Annotated in this window: 17 protein-coding genes; 7 read left to right on the top strand and 10 right to left on the bottom strand. The window is 46.9% G+C overall.

Annotated elements, in window-relative coordinates:
* Positions 1–82: 82 nt before the first annotated feature.
* Positions 83–1,450, top strand: coding sequence for a hemolysin family protein (locus tag EKM87_RS04705; protein ID WP_125682373.1), 1,368 nt, complete (start codon positions 83–85; stop codon positions 1,448–1,450).
* Positions 1,451–1,548: 98 nt separating this feature from the next.
* Here EKM87_RS04705 and EKM87_RS04700 read toward each other — a convergent pair whose 3' ends face one another.
* Both EKM87_RS04700 and EKM87_RS04695 read right to left on the bottom strand, forming a co-directional pair.
* A complete protein-coding gene (locus tag EKM87_RS04700; RefSeq protein WP_125682371.1) occupies positions 1,549–1,731 on the bottom strand; it encodes a hypothetical protein in 183 nt (60 codons plus the stop codon).
* Between the two features lie 49 nt (positions 1,732–1,780).
* Positions 1,781–1,984, bottom strand: coding sequence for a hypothetical protein (locus EKM87_RS04695; protein WP_125682369.1), 204 nt, complete (start codon positions 1,982–1,984; stop codon positions 1,781–1,783).
* Between the two features lie 183 nt (positions 1,985–2,167).
* Between EKM87_RS04695 and EKM87_RS04690 the strand changes: the two genes are divergently transcribed.
* Positions 2,168–3,097, top strand: a complete 930-nt coding sequence (locus EKM87_RS04690) for an AEC family transporter (protein WP_125682367.1) — start codon at positions 2,168–2,170, stop codon at positions 3,095–3,097.
* Positions 3,098–3,145: 48 nt separating this feature from the next.
* Here the strand turns inward: EKM87_RS04690 and EKM87_RS04685 are convergent, their stop codons facing one another.
* On the bottom strand, positions 3,146–4,585 hold the full coding sequence (locus tag EKM87_RS04685) for a DHA2 family efflux MFS transporter permease subunit (RefSeq protein ID WP_125682365.1): 1,440 nt from the start codon (positions 4,583–4,585) through the stop codon (positions 3,146–3,148).
* 132 nt (positions 4,586–4,717) lie between these two features.
* Positions 4,718–6,232, bottom strand: coding sequence for an ABC-F family ATP-binding cassette domain-containing protein (locus EKM87_RS04680; protein ID WP_125682362.1), 1,515 nt, complete (start codon positions 6,230–6,232; stop codon positions 4,718–4,720).
* Between the two features lie 329 nt (positions 6,233–6,561).
* On the opposite strand from EKM87_RS04680, the gene nrdI reads away from it, so the two are divergent.
* A complete protein-coding gene (gene nrdI, locus EKM87_RS04675) occupies positions 6,562–7,035 on the top strand; it encodes a class Ib ribonucleoside-diphosphate reductase assembly flavoprotein NrdI (protein ID WP_125682360.1) in 474 nt (157 codons plus the stop codon).
* Positions 7,028–7,774: a nitroreductase family protein gene (locus tag EKM87_RS04670; protein WP_125682358.1), complete on the top strand. Its 747-nt coding sequence runs from the start codon at positions 7,028–7,030 to the stop codon at positions 7,772–7,774. The genes nrdI and EKM87_RS04670 overlap by 8 nt, the downstream gene beginning before the upstream one ends.
* Before the next feature lie 46 nt (positions 7,775–7,820).
* Here the strand turns inward: EKM87_RS04670 and EKM87_RS04665 are convergent, their stop codons facing one another.
* From EKM87_RS04665 to EKM87_RS04640, 6 genes are all read right to left on the bottom strand, one after another.
* On the bottom strand, positions 7,821–8,984 hold the full coding sequence (locus tag EKM87_RS04665) for an AAA family ATPase (RefSeq protein ID WP_125682356.1): 1,164 nt from the start codon (positions 8,982–8,984) through the stop codon (positions 7,821–7,823).
* Positions 8,985–9,207: 223 nt separating this feature from the next.
* Positions 9,208–10,563 (bottom strand): APC family permease, encoded by a 1,356-nt coding sequence (locus EKM87_RS04660; protein WP_225426611.1) that lies wholly within the window; start codon positions 10,561–10,563, stop codon positions 9,208–9,210.
* A 2-nt stretch (positions 10,564–10,565) separates the two neighbouring features.
* A complete protein-coding gene (locus tag EKM87_RS04655) occupies positions 10,566–11,921 on the bottom strand; it encodes an amino acid permease (RefSeq protein ID WP_125682353.1) in 1,356 nt (451 codons plus the stop codon).
* 116 nt (positions 11,922–12,037) lie between these two features.
* Positions 12,038–13,075, bottom strand: a complete 1,038-nt coding sequence (gene tdcB, locus EKM87_RS04650; RefSeq protein ID WP_125682351.1) for a bifunctional threonine ammonia-lyase/L-serine ammonia-lyase TdcB — start codon at positions 13,073–13,075, stop codon at positions 12,038–12,040.
* A 71-nt stretch (positions 13,076–13,146) separates the two neighbouring features.
* Positions 13,147–14,259, bottom strand: a complete 1,113-nt coding sequence (ald, locus tag EKM87_RS04645; protein WP_125682349.1) for an alanine dehydrogenase — start codon at positions 14,257–14,259, stop codon at positions 13,147–13,149.
* Between the two features lie 672 nt (positions 14,260–14,931).
* A complete protein-coding gene (locus EKM87_RS04640; RefSeq protein ID WP_125682346.1) occupies positions 14,932–16,092 on the bottom strand; it encodes an MDR family MFS transporter in 1,161 nt (386 codons plus the stop codon).
* Positions 16,093–16,303: 211 nt separating this feature from the next.
* Between EKM87_RS04640 and EKM87_RS04635 the strand changes: the two genes are divergently transcribed.
* The 3 genes from EKM87_RS04635 (at position 16,304) to EKM87_RS04625 (ending at position 19,579) form a co-directional block, all read left to right on the top strand.
* Positions 16,304–16,531 carry a heavy-metal-associated domain-containing protein gene (locus EKM87_RS04635; protein WP_125682344.1) on the top strand — a complete coding sequence of 76 codons (228 nt, stop codon included), beginning with the start codon at positions 16,304–16,306 and terminating at the stop codon, positions 16,529–16,531.
* A 30-nt stretch (positions 16,532–16,561) separates the two neighbouring features.
* Positions 16,562–17,113 carry a Dps family protein gene (locus tag EKM87_RS04630; protein ID WP_125682341.1) on the top strand — a complete coding sequence of 184 codons (552 nt, stop codon included), beginning with the start codon at positions 16,562–16,564 and terminating at the stop codon, positions 17,111–17,113.
* Between the two features lie 162 nt (positions 17,114–17,275).
* The gene (locus EKM87_RS04625; RefSeq protein ID WP_125682339.1) at positions 17,276–19,579 is read left to right on the top strand and encodes a glycoside hydrolase family 31 protein; all 2,304 of its coding nucleotides are present in this window, start codon (positions 17,276–17,278) and stop codon (positions 19,577–19,579) included.
* Positions 19,580–19,884 lie beyond the last annotated feature (305 nt).

Below are 19,884 nucleotides of genomic sequence, written 5' to 3'. Positions count from 1 at the left end.
TTTGCTTCAATTCACCCCCTGTGAAATGGTGCTGAGACGCGCTATAATAAAGGGATAGAACTAATGAAATGAGGAATGATGTGTGGATAGCGGTCAGATAGTTGTGAATCTAATTATTATTTTAATTACCTTCTTTTTTGCAGCTTTCTTTGTTGCCTGCGAGTTTGCTTTGGTTCAGACTCGGCCTAGCGCTCTTGAAGAAAAAATTGCCGAGAGCGACAAGCCGTCAACCAAGCTTAATCGGGCCATGAAAATGGTCACCAATTTAAATGAATATTTATCAACAACTCAGGTAGGGGTTTCCCTTGCCGGTATTATCTTAGGGTGGATTGGGGAAACGTTCTTCGTTGACCTCTTACTAGACGGGATTGCGCCCGCCCACCTAAATGGCGCGACAGCTCACACTATCGCGGTCATCTTCGGGGTTTTACTCCTGACTTACTTAGAAGTGGTCTTCACCGAAATCGTCCCCAAGAACATTTCCATCGATATGCCAATGAAGGTCTTAATGTTAGTGGTCACACCCCTGCATTATTGCCACGTGCTATTCTACCCATTCGTCTGGTTACTCAACTCCAGTGCTTCCGGCGTTGTTCGCTTGATGGGTCTCAAAGTTGCTAACGAAAGTGACGAAGTCTTCTCCCAAGCTGAAATTTTGAACCTCTCGCGGAGTGCCGTGGAAGGTGGGGAGCTTGAAAAGAACGACTTAGTCTACATGCAACGGGCCTTCGAGTTAAACGACAAGGTCGCCAAGGACATCATGATCGACCGGACGCAGCTTGAGGTTATCGACATTACGTCGACGGTCAAGGAAGCCTTGACGGTGTACCTCCAGGAACGGTTCAGCCGACTCCCTGTGGTTGCTGACAATGATAAAGATAAGATTTTAGGCTACGTTTATAACTACGATTTAATTCGCCAGACGCAAGTGGATTCCTCCATTCGTGTAGACAAGTTGATTCGAGATATTTCAACCACGCCTGAAACCACCCCAATTACCCAAGTCTTACAACAAATGATCAAGAAGCGGACCCCTATCGTCGTTGTCGTTGACGAGTATGGGGGAACTTCCGGGATCATTACGGATAAGGATATTTATGAAGAACTGTTTGGGACCGTCCGTGATGAAATTGACGATGCCAACGACCAATATATTTTCAAGCAACCCAACGGCACCTTCCAAGTAAATGGGAAGATGACGACCTATGACTTCGAACGTTACTTTAATACAGACATTAAAGGGTTTGAGGCCTCTGATACGGTTACGATGGCTGGGTTTATCATTGATAACTACCCAGATGTAAAGGTCAATGACGTCATTCAATTGAAGAACTTCGACTTAAAGGTTCTGGACTACGAAAATTCCTTTATCAACTGGTTAGAAGTTACGGTCAATCCGCCACAGAAACAAATTACGACGGAAACGCCTGACGAAGACAAAGAAAACTGAAGATAAGCATTATCGAAGCGCGACTTAGTTGTCGTGCTTTTTTTGTAAAAAAAAAAAACGGCCATTTGGCCGCAAATAACTTATGTAGACTGTTCTAACTAGTGACGAATCTTAACTAACCCCTTAACAAAATAAAACACGCCACCTAAAAATAGTAGGAAACATACCCACCAAAAAACACTGGCTACTCGGAATGGTAAAATGTTCCAAATCATCAGAAACATAATCAAGATGCCACTCCAGAAATCCAATGAATGAACAAATCGCCGATTGAAAGTCATACTGTCCCTCCTGCTGTTAATCACTAACTAGCCCCCCGCCAGTCAGCTATTATTTAGAATCATCCTGGCCCATTCTAACAACGATTAAACCACAGAACAACTCGTAAATTCCCAAGACAATGAGTGCGAGTGAAAAAACTAAATCCAAAATACTCGTGGTCGTTAAGGGCGAGAAACCCCAAAAACCCAAGATTTCAGCAGAAATTCCACCCCAAAAGTTCATTGACCGGTAAAAATTTTTATTTAAATGCATCCGTTACTACCCCCTACCCCGAAAACCAGCAAATGACGCCCTTGATGGTTCTCACTATTCATTGTATTACTTATACGGACGCGAGAAAAGGCGTGTCATCATTGACATTGCCAAAAACTTGATTACATAATAAAACCTAGTGTTATTTTCATATCAGTTTTGAGAGGAAGCAACGCACACCCTATGGATATTTCCCAGCTCGCAAATCAAATTATCTTAATGTTTATTCTAATGGCCGTTGGTCTACTCACCAACAAATTGGGGTTCATGCACGGCCAGACCGCTACCGACTTAACCAACATTCTGCTATACATTGTTTCCCCTTGCTTAATTATTAATGCATTCGAGCAACACTTCTCTACTAGTCGGCTGCGGACACTAGGCATCGTCATGTTGGGAATTATCATCACCTATTTCATCATGGTCCTTGTGACGAACCTCGTCTTTAAACGCGTCTCAGATCCTAATTTAAAACGCATCATGCAGTTTGGGGCGGTCTATTCAAACGCCGGTTTCATGGGCATTCCTCTGGCCAGCGCACTCTTTGGTAGCACTGGCGTTTTCTTCGCCGTTGCCTCCCTAGCTGGGTTTAACGTCTTTTGTTGGACTCACGGTATCGCTCTTTTTACGCCCCACAGTGGTCAAGATTCCCGCGTCAAATGGCGCCAAATTCTCCTAAATCCCAACATCATCGCCATTATTATTGGCCTCTTAATCTTTATGAGTGCTACGCAGTTGCCAAGCCTCTTAAACCAAACCATCACTTACGTCAGCTCGATCAACACGCCATTGTCCATGATCGTTATCGGCAATAGCCTAGCTGCGGTTAAGCTCAATCGACATACGCTAGATGCTCGGTTGTGGACGCCGCTCCTACTGCGAAACTTAATTTTCCCAGTCGTCTGCCTGCTGATTTTGACCGGATTTGGCGTAACCGGCATTCCCCTCTACACGACCGTTCTCATGGCGGCCTGTCCCGTAGCGGGTAATGTTGTGCTCTTTACCTTGAAGGATCACGGCGACACAACTCCCGCCGTGACACTGATGAGTCTGTCGACCATTCTCTGCATTGCTACCATTCCGTTAGTCTTCACCTTAAGCAATTGGCTATAATCATCTTAATACCCAAAAAAGGCCGAGCGCGCTTGCTCGGTCTTTTTGCTACTTACTTTCAGTTTTAGGTAAACGTAAAGCTAACAGGAAACCAACTAACGCTAAGATAAACGTAAAGTAGAACCCATAGTGGGCACCATTTACGAAAGCCCCAGCGGCGTGGTTCACACCGCTCGTCGCAGTGTATGCTGCTTGACCCATTCCTAACAGGCTAGTAGCAATCGCCGTTGAAATCGCCCCAACAACCTGTTGGAACGTATTCATGATGGCACTCCCGTCGGCGGCAATTGGGTCCGTTAAGGCGTTTAACCCATGAGTTTGCGATGGTGACATTGCCAATGGTACCCCAATCATGAGGACAACGTGGGCTAAAATAATATACCAAACGGCTGATGAGGTCGACGTGAAGGCTAACATTAACGCCCCCACCATCGAAATAATAAAGCCTATTCGAACTGGCTTCTGGGCTCCGACCCGGTCATACAAACGACCAGCACCGGCTGACACAAGGGCATTCACAATACCACCAGGGAACATGATGATCCCGGTTAACGCCACTGGAATCAACAGTCCCTTTTGGATAACCATTGGTAACAGATACATGGCAGATAAGATAATCCCAAAGTTAATCATGACTAACACGGCACCCATCCGGAAACCAGGAATAGCAAAAGCTCGTAAATTTAAGACTGGCTTTTCCGTATTCAACTGACGATGCGTATACCAAGCTAAGACAACCAGGCCCAAGACCAGGGAACCAATGACGGCACCTGACCCCCAACCATGATCACTGGCCAAGCTAACCCCCATAACCAAGCTCCCAAAGCCAATCGTGGATAAGATGATCGATAACAGATCCACCTTAGGCCGCGTAACTTCGGCAATATTAGTCAAGGATGTTACCGCGAAGATAAAGGCAATAACTAAGAAAGGTACGAATAGCCAGAAAATCCACCGCCAAGAAGCGACTCCCAAAACGATACCAGCTAAGGTTGGGCCAACGGCTGGCGCAAACATAATCACCAGACTAATCACACCCATAGCAGCACCCAACTTATATGGTGGGAAAATTTGCATGGCAACTGTAAACATCAACGGTAAAATCAGTCCAGTCGCAATCCCTTGGATCATCCGGCCAAACAATAGAACGCCAAATCCTGGCTCAGTGGCCGAAATCACGGCACCAACTGCGAAATCAATCAACGCGAACAGAATAACCTGTCGTGTGGTAAACCATTTTGTAATAATACTTGATAGTGGCAAGACAACCCCGACCATCAACATGTAACCCGTAACTAACCACTGAATCGTGGCTGTCGTAACGCCCAGTTGGACCATTAATTGTGGCAACGCAATGTTTAAGGACGTTTCTGAAAACATCCCAACAAAGCCCCCGATTAACATCCCCATCATTGCAAGCATAGGGTGCTCAACTTGTACACGAGCCTTTTCCGCCATTTTTGAATGGCTGCTTTGTACTGAATCCATTTGTTTTCACACTCACTTTCATTTCGAACACAATGGATTACTTTAGCAGAAAAAACAAGTCTTCGTAAGCGTTAATTTAGAAAAAGTTAATAGAAAGCGATTCCATCGGTATTTTCTTAGTAAACTCTCAGTTTACTTCGCTTTTAACGCCGCGATTTGCTCACGTAATTCTCGCAAGCGTTGGGTATCAAGTTCAGGAGCCATCATCAATTGATCATATTCAAATTGTAATCGCGGTAAGTCTGAAGCAGGGGTCCCCTTGGCTGTTTTGGTGGGATCCAATAATTTTTGATTCTTGAACACCAAGGTCCGCGTGGCTACCTGTTGCCGAAAATCTTGGTCATGCGCCACAAAGATCACGGTGCCCGGATAATTAACCAGGTATTCTGCCAACGCCTGCAACGCAGGTAAGTCCAGATAATTAGTTGGTTCATCCAAAATCAACAGGTTACTTGCGCTAACTAAAATCGCCAGTAGTTGGAGCTTAACCTGTTCACCCCCACTCAGCTCACCAATAAGCCGATCGTAGAAGATTGCCGTTAACCCAAATGCCCCCATAATTTGCCGAGTCCGATTCCCATCAAGCGCTGTGGCCCGACTCATAAACTGCCAGACCGTTTGCTTCTGTGGCAACACAGTCATATCTTGATGAAAGTAACCCACCCGGGCACTAGGCGCCAATCGCGTATTCGCCTGATGCGCTAAAATTGCTTCGATCAACGTTGATTTACCACTACCGTTTGGGCCGGCCAAAGCAACCCGTTCACCAGGTGCGACCCGTAAACTTGCGCGTTGTAAGAGCGTCCGCCCGTCGCGCTGTAAATCAAGTTCATTGACGGTCACTAGGAACTTACCGCGAACTGGCGGTAAATCGGTGGCAACTAATTTTAACGGTGCCGTCTCATGTGGTTTAACCGTCACCGTCTGCCGGTTGGCTCGATCCTTTAATGCCCGGGCACCACGTTCCATTTTACCGGCATTCTGTTCCCGAACTGACTGGGAATTTGCACGTTCGCCAGCACTCATATGCCGACTGCCCTTGCGAATACGCGCAGCCTTTTCGTGTCGTGCCTGAACCGCTTCACGTAAGTCGCGTTGCTCACGTTGTTCGTGGTGATATTGCGACAGCGTATTCTCCCGTCGCTGTTCACGATACGTGGTGAACTTTGCAAAGTTGCCATTATATGGTGTATACGTCTGTTCTTCTAACGACCAAATCTGCGTGGTGATTGCCGTCAGGAGTGACCGGTCATGCGAGATAACAATTAGAATCCCCTTAAACCGTAATAACTGCTCCTGTAACCAGCGCTGATGCTCATCGTCCAGATTAGCAGAAGGTTCGTCTAAGATTAAAATCGCTGGTCGTTGCGACAGAGCCACCCGAACCCGCGCCAACATACTTTGGCCGCCCGATTGCCCCGCTGTTGGTGCAATCTGTGGGACCAGCGTCACCGGTGCCGTAACATGTCGCTCACCGCTAAACTGCGTATCAACCCCCGCAATAATCTTGGCTAGGGTCGTCTTACCCGTACCATTTGCCCCGATAATTCCAACCCGGGCGCCATCTGTAGCCGACAACCGTTGGACTGTAAACAACGTTGTGCCAGCAACTGTCTTTTCAATATTCGTTAAATTTATTTGTGTCAAAAGTTCGTCCCCCTTTAATAGCAGGGATTGATGGTACTAAAAAAGTGGCCGCTTCCCAATTGGAAATGGCGCCCACTGAATGTTCTTAGCCACTCAGCCGGCGTAACCATCAATCCCAAAATACAAGCCCACTCCACCCGTCTAGCGGTGAAAGTTGACTAACATTTGTGGATTAATTAGTTACGCATCGGCTGAATACCTCGTTCTTTCTTAGATTACCAAAAGGATAGCATATTGGTTTTCCTTTGACAAGTCCCCCCTATCACCAGCATTTCGACTCAAAATCGTGTACACTAAAACCAATAACTCAGAAAACCGGAGGGAAAACTATGCAACCTTTACGTATTTTATTTATATCTATCGAAGGTAACACGCGTAATTTCGTCAAGAATCTCACGGCATACGCTGCTAAGCAACACGCGGCGGATCCTAAACTTCCGGAAATCAACGCAACCGAGATTGATGAGATGACCGATTTTAAATCCGAAACAACCCCTTACTTTTGCTTCGTTCCCACCTACCTGGACGGCGGTAATGGTATTGATAACGGCGTCAAAGAACTTATGACCAATATCATGGGAGAATACATTGATTACCAGGATAACGCTAAAACACTGCTAGGGGTCGTTGGTAGTGGTAACCGCAATTTCAACGAACAATACTGTCTGACTGCTAAACGTTATGCCCAAAAATACGCAGTCCCGTTTGTTGCCAACTATGAATTACGTGGTGTTCCCCGTGATGAGACCCGCGTCTATGACGCCCTCATAGCCCGCTTACGGGAGGTCGCTGCTCATGACTAATCCAACCCTAGCGACCCTGCAAAACCACCGGAGCATTCGTAAATTTGCGTCTGAGCCATTCACAGAAGCCGAAGTCACAACTTTAATTAATGCCGCACAACATGCGGCCACCAGTACGTTCTCCCAACAATACAGTATTATCAGTGTCACCGACCCAGCTAAGTTGGCCGTGTTAGCCGACATAAGTGGTCACCCCTGGCTAGAAAAAGCGGGCCACTACTTCGTGATGGTCGCTGATCAGTACCGGAACCAGTGCCTAGCGCCCAACGACGACACTACTCAAGCTAATCTGCATAGCCTGGATAAATTACTTGCTGGTATTTTCGACGCCACCATTGCAACTGAAGCCATTGTGACCGCTGGTGAAAGCCTGGGTCTAGGCAGTACCATCATGGGCAGTATTTTAAATGACGTCCCACGTCTGATTGCCCTCTTAGATTTACCAGAGCTAACCTTACCCGTTCTTGGAATTGCCATTGGCCATCCAGCCGAGCAACCGGAACAGAAACCCCGTCTGCCGCAACAGCTGATGCACTTCACTAACGGTTACCACGTTCTGTCACCCGCTGACCAGGCTCTGCAAAGCTATGATCAACTCGTCACTGACTATTACCACCAGCGAGAAACCCATCAGCGCGATGAAACCTTTACACACCACATTGCCGCCGAACTATCTCGAGACCCGCAACAACGCGCTGGCATCTTAACTGGCATCCATCAACAAGGGTGGTTAAACTGATTAAATTACCTGTAGGGTGGGAAATCTTTCTCACTCTTTTTTTGCATCACAAGATAAATGTTGCCCGCAAGATACCCATGTCCACGTTAGGTTGCGATTGCATGGCCACCTGCCGGGCGGCCATCTCAGGAGCCAGTTGTTGGGTCAAGTGGCTTTCCCCGCGATAATTCTTAGTGACCAGGTACAATTGGTCAGGACGTAGCTGACCACCCAATAGACCAAACTGCGGCGTTACAAGTACAATCTGACTGTGCATAGCGGTTGAATTCACTAAGGCCAGTAAAGCGAGGGCCACCTCTGGGTGCAGCGCACTGGCGAACTCATCTGCTAGTAACGTCTGTGGATGGGCCGCCGCTTGTGCCTGGATTAAGGCGAGACCAAACGCAACTAGTTGCTGGGTCCCGACCGAAACCCGCGACAAAGGCAGCTCAACAACGTCAACCACCTCGCCCGCATCATCATACTTTTCATAACGCAAATAGAGATCCGGTCGGTCATAACGTGAGCCATCTAAAAATTGAACCGCGACTTGATGTTGCGTCACACCGGCTACCTCACACCCAACCGCATGGAGGAACTGCGTTAGCTGCGCCACAACGTCCTCATTTAACCGACCGGTAACCCGCGCCTGACCATCCAAACTGACTAAATCATCACTGAACCAGCGAAACACTTCAATAGCCGGTGCGTAATTCCAGTTCTGTAACGCGAACAGCATCAATGCATTCGGCCGTGTGTTATTGATCGCCGTATGCTGGCCAACTGGTACCTGAACGATTTGGCCCCCTTCCCGCGAGAATAAGACCTTGGGATTCTCACCAGGAATCGTCGCCTGAAGGGATTCATCCACCACCTGATTCGCACGATAACTAAAGGCATACCGGTAGGCGATTCCCGCTCGTTTAAACGTCACCGCAAAAGTTGTGGGCCGTTGACTGGAACCCGCATCCAATTGAAATGGCTCAAAGGGCAAATCATCCGTAATTTCTTCCGTTGGGGTTACGACCATCTGTTGCATCCGCAATAAGCCAGCTAACACGTTACTCTTACCAACACCGTTCGTGCCACACAAGGCCGCACACTTCAAACCGCGCTTCGTTCCGGTTAATGGCAGTGAGCGTTCCACCCCACCAGCGTTGGTGGCCACTAATGATAACGTTACTGGATCCTTAAACGAGCGAAAATTCGTCAGCGTAAAATCAATTAACATGGCGTAACCTCCCTTTTCTTTGCATCTTACGCCTCTTAAACTTAGATACAATCATCAGCCCTGCAAACGACGAAATCTCCCATTACAATATTAATATCCCTTCCAAATTTGACAGCGAACGATTTCATAACTAATTTAATCAAAACAAAAAAGAGTTGCGCATCAATTCACAATCGAATCGATACGTAACTCTTTATTTTTAGAATTTTAACGCGCCTAATACTTAGTCTTCCTTAGTCTTAGGTTCGTCGTACTTCCACTTCTTCTTCAGGTACATGTAGATTGGAATACCAATTGCCGTAGCAACGACACCAATCATCGTAGTCGTAAATTGTTGGATGATCGTGGAAACCAGAATGAAGATACCACCAACCAAGGCAATCAACGGAATAACTGGGAATAGTGGAACCTTGTATGGTCGGTTCAAGTTAGGCTGCGTCTTCCGTAAGAAGATAACAGCAGCGAACGCCATGCAGTAGAATACCCAGATAACGAAGATCAACATGTTGGTAATAGCATCGAATTGGCCAGATAAGATCATGATGAAGGCAATGATGTATTGAATCAAACCAGCAGCCCAAGGGACACCAGCTTTGTTCAACTTAGCAAAGACATCACCAAATGGTAATTTGTGTTCTTTACCCATGGCATAAGGAATCCGCATACCAGTCATGGTATAACCGTTCAACCCACCGAATACGGAAATCAGGATACCAATCGTGATAAACTTACCACCAACACCACCGAACAATACCTTGGCAACATCGGAGGCAACGTTCAAGTTACCAGCAACGTGGTCAACTGGTTCGATGTACAGGAACACAGCGTTAACCAGTAAGTAAACAACCATGATGAGGGCAATACCTAAAGCAATGGCCTTTGGTAAGTCCTTCTTAGGGTTCTTCATTTCACCGGCAATGTTCCCAACGTGCAGCCAGCCATCGTATGCGAACATAGTGGCAAGCAGCCCGTTACCTAAAGCAGACCAGAATTCACGGTGTGGTCCGGCAACAACTGGGAACAGAGAGAAATCAACGCTGGTTGAGTGGAAGAAACCAAGTAGCACAATAACTGCCAATGGAATCAACTTAACAACCAAGGCAACTGAAGTTACCCAACCACCGGCCTTAGCACTGATCCAGTTGATCAGAACTAAGGAGAAGGCGGTGATTAACCCAACTGGAACAATCCAGCTTTGTGCTAAGCCAAACAGGTTCGCAAATTGCGTCCCGAAGGCAATGGCAATGGCGGCAACGTTAGCCGGGAAATAAATAATTGCTTGTGCCCAGCCGGCTAAGAAACCCCAGAAACCACCGTATGAGTGTTCAATGTACTTGGTCAACCCACCGGTTTCAGGCCAAGCAGCGGCCAGTTCGGCCCCCGTTAACCCGGCACAGATGGTAATAACCCCACCTAAGAACCAAACGAGTAATGCTAAACTGATGGTTCCAGTTGAGTCGGTAACAGCGGCGGCTTTAAAGAACACCCCAGTACCAATAACCGTACCCATAACAGTTGATAAGGCGGCGAAGAAACCAATAGACTTCTTCATTCCCCCAGAATTTGCTTTATCAGCCATGATCAAGTCCTCCTAACTTTTTTAACAACCTCATAAATAAGGAACAGGCATATGATCCACAATACAGAAACGTACAGTGAAAGACGCATGCTAGAGCTGAAAAACAGGATGACAAAGATAATCGCATAAAATGCAAGCGCAATGTAGTCGGCGTAAGGATAGAACGGTGCTGGGAAAATATTATGTTCAGCACTCTCTTTATTTTTACGTCTATAGACTAAGTGGGTGATGATCAAGACGGACCAAACGAATAGGAAACTAACCGTGGCCACACCGGAAATTAAACTAAAGACATCCTTTGGCATCACATAGTTCAGAACAACCACAATCAGCAAGGCTGCTGAGGACAGTAGTAGCGCATTTTGTGGAACGTGATTTTTGTTCACGTGCTTGAACCGTTGTGAAGCGTTGTGACCCTTTGCTAATGACCATAGCGTACGACTAGTAGTGAAAATGGCAGAGTTGCAGGCAGACAAGGCCGCAGTCAACACAACAAAGTTAACGACGCCAGCGGCTGCGTTGATACCAATATCAGCAAACATTTGGACAAATGGACTTTGCGTTTGAGCTAATTTGTTCCAAGGATAGACGGACATGATAATAATCATTGAACCAATGTAGAATAATCCAATCCGTAACGGCAAACTATTAACCGCTTTGGGCAAGTTCTTCTCAGGACTTTCCGTTTCACCAGCAGTGATTCCGACCATTTCGATCCCAACGAAGGCAAACACAATCATCTGGAACGAGGCCATGAATCCTTTAATACCAGTTGGGAAGACCCCACCATGACTGTACAAGTTACTAAAACTAGCAACTGTGTTCGGCGTTGTAAAATTCGTACCGATAAGGTAAAGCCCAATCACAATTAACAACAGTATGGCAACAACCTTGATCATCGAAAACCAAGATTCCATTTCCCCAAACAAATCAACGTTGGCCAAGTTGACCAGTAATAACAACACGATGATGAGTAAGGGGGTCGCCCACTGTGGAAAGTGTGGGAACCAAAACCGGATATAAATTCCAGACGCCGTTAAATCAGCCATGGCGATACTGATCCAACAGAACCAATACGTCCAACCTAAGACAAACTCAAATCTGTTCCCTAAGTAACGTCCCACGAAGTCGATAAACGAGTGGAGACGCGTATCCGAAAGCAACAATTCCCCGACACTGCGCATCAAAAAGAAGCAAATGATACCAGTAATCAGATATGACAGGATAATGGACGGCCCGGCTTCATGGATTGCAGTCCCTGAGCCTAAGAACAGTCCGGTCCCAATTGCTCCTCCAATGGCGATTAATTGAATATGTCTATTCTTTAGCGATCGCGATAATTGTTGATCATCATTCATACTTAACTCAATCCTCTTCGGAACAAAAGGGATGTTACATAGTCAACTGTTACATAGTCAACTGTAACATCCCTGATGTTCAACATACGTTACATTAATGCTTATTTATTTAATCTTTAGCCAATTCCGCCTTCAGTTTTAACTGGTGAGAAGAAGTGGTCGATGATGTTTGATACACGTTCAAGGTCAACGTTACCACCAGATACCATGGCAACAACCTTCTTGTCCTTTAACCACTTGTCGTCGATCTTGTGAGCTTCGAGGGCAGCAGTTGGTAAGGCACCAGCACCTTCAGCAACAACTTTGGTCCGTTGCAGTAAGTCCTTCATAGCCTTAGCAATGTCTTCTTCAGAAACTAAGACAATTTCGTCAACCAAGTTTGAAACAACTGGGAACGTAATGTCACCAGGAGTGGAAACATCGGTACCATCAGCAAGAGTTAAGTCTTTATGGTGGGTAACGATCTTACCAGCATCGATAGATGCCTTCATACCATGAACGTTTTCGGATTGTACACCGACAACGTGGATTGATGGGTTGAATGACTTCAAAGCGGTAGCAACACCACCAATTAAGCCCCCACCACCACATGGTACGATGACAGTGTCAACATCCCATAGGTCATCAAGGATTTCAAGGCCGATAGTCCCTTGTCCAGCCATAACGTACTTGTCGTTAAATGGGTCGACAATGGTCTTGCCTTCTTTTTTACCACGTTCTGCCATCCACTTGTGAGCATCGTCGAACAATGCACCGTGAATATCAACTTCGGCACCGTAGCCGGCAGTTGCGTCACGCTTCATTTGTGGAGCTTCGTCAGGCATAACAACAGTTGCGTCAATGCCAAGTAACTTACTGGTCAAGGCAACACCTTGAGCATGGTTACCAGCAGAAGCAGTGATAACACCACGAGCCTTTTCAGCGTCGGTCAAGTGGTTGATCTTGTTGTTAGCACCACGGAACTTGAAAGAACCGGTTAATTGCATGTTTTCCAATTTGAGGTAAACATCCCCACCAACAACGTTGTTACTCAGGAACATGGACTTAACCAATGGCGTTCTCCGAGCATACTTCGAAACAATACTTCTTGCTTCTTCGATATCTTGAATGTTGAGCAGGTCGTTCGTCTTTAATACTACATCATTTGCAGCCATTATTTTCACTCCTCAATTGTGTTTGAAACTCAAACTTTTAAGTTTTGAAACCTAAGTAAGATAAGCGATTATTAAGCGTTTTGTAATTCAGTGTATGGTAAGTCGAGTGACTTAGCCAAACCTTCATTAGTAACTTTACCTTCGTACAGGTTGACCCCTGAAGCTAAGGCTGGATCGGACTTGATAGCATCATCGATGCCCTTGTCAGCGATTTCCAATAAGTACTTCAAGTTTCCTGCAGCAAGTGCCATCGTAGCGGTACGTGGAACAGCACCTGGTTGGTTAGGAACAGCATAGTGAATAACGCCGTCTTTGATGAATACAGGGTCGTCAATAGTCGTAGGCTTGTCAATCGTTTCAACGGTCCCACCTTGGTCGATGGCAACATCGGCGATAACGGAGCCCTTCTTCATTGACTTAACCATGTATTCCTTGACCAACTTCGGTGGACGAGAACCAGGAATAAGAATAGTTGATACAAAGATATCAGCATCCTTGATTTCCTTAGCCAAGTTTTCTTCGTTGGACTTAACAACACGCACGTTCTTGCCAGCAAATTGAGTTTCAAGTTCTTTGATCCGGTCATCATTTAATTCAATGATAACTACGGAGCAACCCAAACCTAAAGCCATATCTGTGGCACCAATAGCAGCGTTACCACCACCAAAGATAACAACGTTACCAGCGTGGATACCAGGAACAGGGATACCTGGAAGTAAGATACCTTCGCCTTGGTGTTGTGCTTCCAAGTAGTAAGCACCCATGATAACTGAACGACGCCCTGCGATTTGACTCATAGGGGAAAGCAATGCCAGCTTGCCATCTTCAACGATAGTTTCGCCACCAATTGCGGTCGTACCAGCCTTCATCATTGCTTCTACAGTAGGCTTAGATGAAGCTAAATGTTGAAAGCCCCAAACAATCTTGCCCTTGGAGAAGTATTGGTATTCTTCTGGATCTGGTTCCTTAACCTTGATGATCAGGTCAGCTTTCCAACCTTCAGCATGGCTAACGAGTTTCCCACCAGCTTCGACGAATTCATCGTTACTGAAACCAGCACCGACACCAGCGTCTTTTTCAACCAGTACTTCATTACCTGCTTCTACCATCTTGCGAACATTTTCAGGTGTTGCGGCCACACGGCCTTCGCCTTCCTTTTGCTCTTTAATAACGGCAATTTGCATGTAAAAACACTTCCTTGTAAGTTATTTAACTACGACTATTATGCTATACCTTTCACATGGAATTGGCAAGGCTTTCATGGAATTTCGTCGAATTTTTTTCAAAAACAGAAGTCAATTATCACGTGATTGGAAGCGCTTTCCCCTTTAGTGACACTGGATTTGGTCGTTTTTACTGAAAACGTTGCATGCGAATATTTTTACAAAAGATTTTTTAATGAACTGCTCGTATTAATTACATAATACACAAACTTCATTATGGGTTTTCGCATAAGACTAGGCCTTCCAAACCCCCTTGTGAAGGGCCATTTGCTCGTTTTTAAAGTAACCAAATAAAATAGTAAGCGACGTCTTTCAGTTGTACACGACTAAATTTACCCATTTAAACTGTAACCCGGCGGAATATCATTAGAGTTTTCTCATTATCGTTCAACTATGAAGGCCCTGTTTTCATTTCGGAAAAGCGGTATACCCGTATCTCCCGTTATAGGTATACCAATTCACAAAGTCGACCTTCTCACTAGCCAAATTATTCTTCTGGACACCAAAAAAAATTGTTTCGAGCCTGGATTCCCCGGCCCACACCGGTTTATGCCGGGCTTACACCACCAAAAAAGGCTTTTACTGTCCCCCTAAAGGTTCAGTAAAAGCCACTCACACTGCTATTTAAAGGTGTTACCCTCTCCTGCGATTCAGCCGGTTACGGCCCATCACACCAGCCAGTGCCAGCAACATCAGGCCCGTTACTAACCAGAATAAGGATTGATAACTACCGTATTCAATAATCAAACCACCGTACAAAGGCCCCACTGCCCGACCAAATGAAATGGCCATGTTATAGATTCCCTGGAACTTGCCTTTGTCGTTATCGCCAGCCAGGCCATCGATCCACGCGGGAATTCCCGGGAACCCGGTCATCTCACCAAACGTTAAGATAACCATGGTCAGGACAAACATGGCATAGCTCTTAGCAAACACTAACAATAGGAAGGAGAGAATAAAAATCAGAGTTCCGACCCAAATCTGAGAGCTCAACTGGAAGCGTGCTGCCAACCGATTGACGATTGGTTGTCCGAAGACGATCATGAGACCGTTCAGCGTCCAGAGCAGACTGTACTTTTCAAATGAGATCCCTAAGCCCGTCATATGAACCGAAATCACACTTTCCCACAGGGAATAACTCATATAGAGGCAAAAGACCAGAAAAGCAATTAGCCAGATCAGATTCAACTGGGCTGGTTTAGCGGGTCCCCGACTATGTTCGAAGCTCTTCTGTTCAATGTCCGCCCGGAAATCAAACAAGAAGATCAGCAACAGCGCTAGATAACTCAACGCCGCCACGATAAAGACTAGGGTGACCCCGTGAGCCATCAGAACCCCCACCATCAACGTACCGACAACGACCCCTAAGTTCATGCCAATATAGAGATAATTGAAAACTTTACGACTCTCAACTGATTTCACGGTCGCCGCAAAGGAGTTGACCACGGTCATCACGATACCGTCGCCTAACCCAATGAAAAGTAGCATAATACCAAAGATTGGCCACCCGTGGGCAAATATCAACGTCACCATTGGAACGAATGAACAGAGCGTCCCCACAATGGCTGACCAGAATGGCGACCAGCGGTCAAACATCCGGCCACCCAACCAGTTGCCCAGAATCATGCATAACGACATCCCCAGCAAAGCAATCCCCGCCAGCGTCAGACTTTGATGGAGTTGATTATGCATGTAGACCGTCGTTAACGGCCACATACACGCAGCCGCAGCGTTTAATAGAAGGGTCGCCGACACGATACCGGCCATACTCACTTCTTTTTTTGTTTTTCCCATTATAGTCCCTCACTTAATTTTCACTCTGCACCCATTGTCGCATACTTAGCTTTATTGCGAAACACAAAGACTTAACCGCCGGTGCAGTTAGCAATTTTTGATTTTCTTCAAATAAATCGGCGAACTTGATTTGAGTCAAGTTCTTTTATCACTGACGACCGTATACTAACTTATGTAATCAAGACAAACGAAAACCTAGGAGGTATTCATTATGAGTAAAGTAACCATGAAATTAGACGCACTGACCTGCCCATCTTGCATGACTAAAATCGAAGGCGCCTTAAACAAAAAAGACGGCGTGAAGAACGTCAAGGTTCTGTTCAACGCCAGCAAGGTCAAAGCCGAGTTTGATGACGCGGCCGTATCTGCCGATGACCTCGAAAATACCGTCACCGACCTAGGCTATGCTGTGCAAAGCTCTAAAGTTAAAGCTCTCTAATCCCCCACTCACCGAAAGGAAGTTCATCCAATGACTACTACTATTGAAGACCGTTACGCTGCCGAACAAGCCCAAACTGAACACGACCACCACGTTCCCACCGCTGGTGCCATGACCAACCACATTCTCTCCAACCTGCACATTTCCATCGTGAAATTCCATCAGGTTCGCTGGTCCGTCAAGGGTCCGCTGGCTCTGAGCGTCCGTCAACTGCTCAACGACTATATCGCCACCTACCGTCAACAGTTCGATACGCTGGGTGAATTGCTTTTAGATGAAGGCGAAATCGTCTCAACCACGACTAAAGAATTTCACGACTACAACATGCTGCAAGAAGGTGGCGACAAGAAGTACTTGCCCGCTGAAGAACAAATTAGCGAGTTAGTCCACGACGCCGACACGCATAACTTATTCATCGACCGGGCCATCAAACTGGCTGAGAAGGAGGAACGGCCCGCTTTGGCTAGCTTCCTAACCGACTTACGTGGGACGAACAACCACATCATTCGCGAACTCCAAGCTCTGCTGGGCAACGATGCTCGTGACGGTCTGGATGAAGAAGACGATGATGACGATGATTAACCAGCGTTAAGAATAGTGTTAGCACACTGCGAGGTGCTAACACTATTTTTTTGTTGCCAAAATTAGCCTGTTCAAATTGATGACCGTTAATGCAACCGTTTGTATTAGTCAGGGGTAACCGTCTATTATAGAAGAGAAACATCCAAAAGGAGTCTTAAAAGCATGTCTACCTTACCCAAGTATCAGCAAAATCAACAAACGATCACCTTTGATTACCCCCACCGACCACTACAATTAAGCATCCTGACCCCTAGTATCATTCGGGTCTTTGCCAACCGCGGTGAAACCGGCCAGTCTTATGCCATTGAAGGTGACAAACAGCAGCCAACCGACTATGACTTAACGGTCGTTGCTCACCAATACGTGCTCACTACCAGTGACCTCACCGTCAAGCTCGACGCTGACGGTCACGTTGACGTTTACGATGCCGCTGGCCACGCGCTCATCACTGATTTTCGTGGTGAGCGCCACCTCCTTGATAAAGGGGTCGATAAAGTTCACCAAAAACTAGTTGAAGCGGAAGGCCACAGCGTGACCGACGTCACCATTGATGATCATGCAAGTTACTACCAGGTCGTCAAAGAACTAGCCACAGATGAACACCTCTACGGTCTCGGCGACAAGACCGGTTACCTCGACAAACGGGGGTTTGAATATGATAACTGGAATGTTGATTACCCCGACCCCCAACTAGAAATTCTGCCCAACATTTATAAATCAATTCCCGTGCTACTAGGTCTTAAGAACGGCCACCCTTATGGCCTCTTCTTCGACAACCCCTATAAGAGTCACTTGGATTTGGGCAAGGAAAGCGACCACTACTACTTCTACAGTGCGGTGGCCGGCAACCTCGATTACTACATTCTAGGTGGTGCCACCTTGAAAGCTATCGTGACCAACTACACCTACCTCACCGGTCGCACGCCACTGCCTCAGAAATGGACTTTAGGCTACCAACAATCTCGTTGGGGGTACAGTGCTAGCCAAAATGAAGTACAAGCCATCGCCGACAATCTCCGGGAAAAGGATCTCCCCTGCGACGCCATTCACTTTGACGTCGACTACATGCGCGGCTATCGCGTCTTCACTTGGGATCGCGCCAAGTACGCAGACCCGGCCAAGTTCGTCGCCCACCTGAAACAGCAAGGATTTAAGGTCATCCCCATCATTGATCCGGGCGTTAAGCAGGACCCCGATTATGCCATCTACCAAGCGGGTCTGCAACACGACTACTTTGTGAAGACCCCAGCCGGTGAAACCTACATCAACAAAGTTTGGCCTGGTAATTCAGCTTTTCCAGACTTTGGTCGCCCAGCTGTTCGCCACTGGTGGGCGCAAAATACGAAAATTCTCACGGATACCGGCGTGGCGGGAATTTGGAACGATATGAACGAACCCGCATCGTTTGACGGTGAAATTCCCCTGGACACTGTGTTTAGCGACCAGAACACCCCCGCTACCCATCAAAAGATGCACAACGTTTACGGCCACAACATGGCGCAGGCCACGTACGCCGGACTCAAGGAACATCAAGGCACACGGCCCTTCGTCATCACCCGAGCTGCCTATGCCGGTACTCAGAAATATTCGACCGTCTGGACTGGTGATAATCGTAGTATGTGGCCACATCTACAAATGATGATTCCCCAGCTCTGCAACTTGGGACTGAGCGGATTCAGCTTTGCCGGTACCGACATTGGTGGCTTCGCTTCCGATTCGTCCGCTGAACTCCTGACTCGTTGGATCGAAGCGGCCATCTTCAGCCCGCTGTTGCGGAATCACGCGGCCATGGGAACGCGGCACCAAGAACCCTGGAGTTTTGGGGAACCCACCCTCAGCATCTACCGGCGCTATCTAAAATTACGTTACCGGTTCATCCCCTTCCTCTACGACCTGTTCGCTGACGAAACGCAGACCGGTCTGCCGATCATGCGGCCTCTTGTGTTGAATTATCCTGACGATCAACGCGTCCGCGACCTGAACGATGAATTCATGGTGGGTGACAGCCTGCTCGTAGCGCCCATCGTTCAAAAGTCTCAGACTAAGCGGCTGGTCTACCTCCCAGCTGGGGACTGGATCGACTTCTGGAATAATCAAGAGTATCGTGGCAAACAAGATGTTGTCGTCGACGCCCCACTGGATAAATTACCATTATTCGTGAAAAAAGGGACGGTGCTTCCTTGGGGGCCGGCCGTTTCCTATATTTCAGATGAACCTGATACAACCATGACCTTCAAGCTTTACGGCAACACAACCTCCTACCAGCATTATCAGGACAACGGGACTGACTTTGCCTACCAGGATGGCCACTATAACCGCTATACTATCAGCGTAACGGACGGACAGGTGCAGGTTCATCTCACCCATCACGGCTTCGAACCGGTTTATCAAACCGTTCAACTAGACCTCGCTGACCACCAGCTTCTGCTTCACTACGATGCTGCCACGGCGAGTTATCAGGCATAAACTGGCTACCATTTCCGCTATATTCACAGGAATTTAAAGGATTCGGGATCAATCCTCCCGAATCCTTTTTGTACATAAATACAAGAGCACCTAGTCGCTCTCCGGTGGTCAGGGGGGGCCTGCTGTGGGGACGCTTCAGCCAAAGAACGGGCTTCTCGCTCGATTTGAAGCCCCGAAACCCACGTGTCTTCAAATTCGCCCATGTCGTAAGCCAGCCCAAAACGCTAGCTAACGACATTTTCACTGCAGGCCCCCCTGACCACCTCCGGCTTAAATTGACGACCATTGTACTATTTGTCGAAATT

The sequence above is a fragment of the Levilactobacillus yonginensis genome (assembly GCF_003946265.1).
In the GTDB taxonomy this organism is placed as follows: domain Bacteria; phylum Bacillota; class Bacilli; order Lactobacillales; family Lactobacillaceae; genus Levilactobacillus; species Levilactobacillus yonginensis.
Note: the sequence above shows the minus strand (reverse complement) of the source record. Positions and strands in the feature narration are given on the sequence as shown.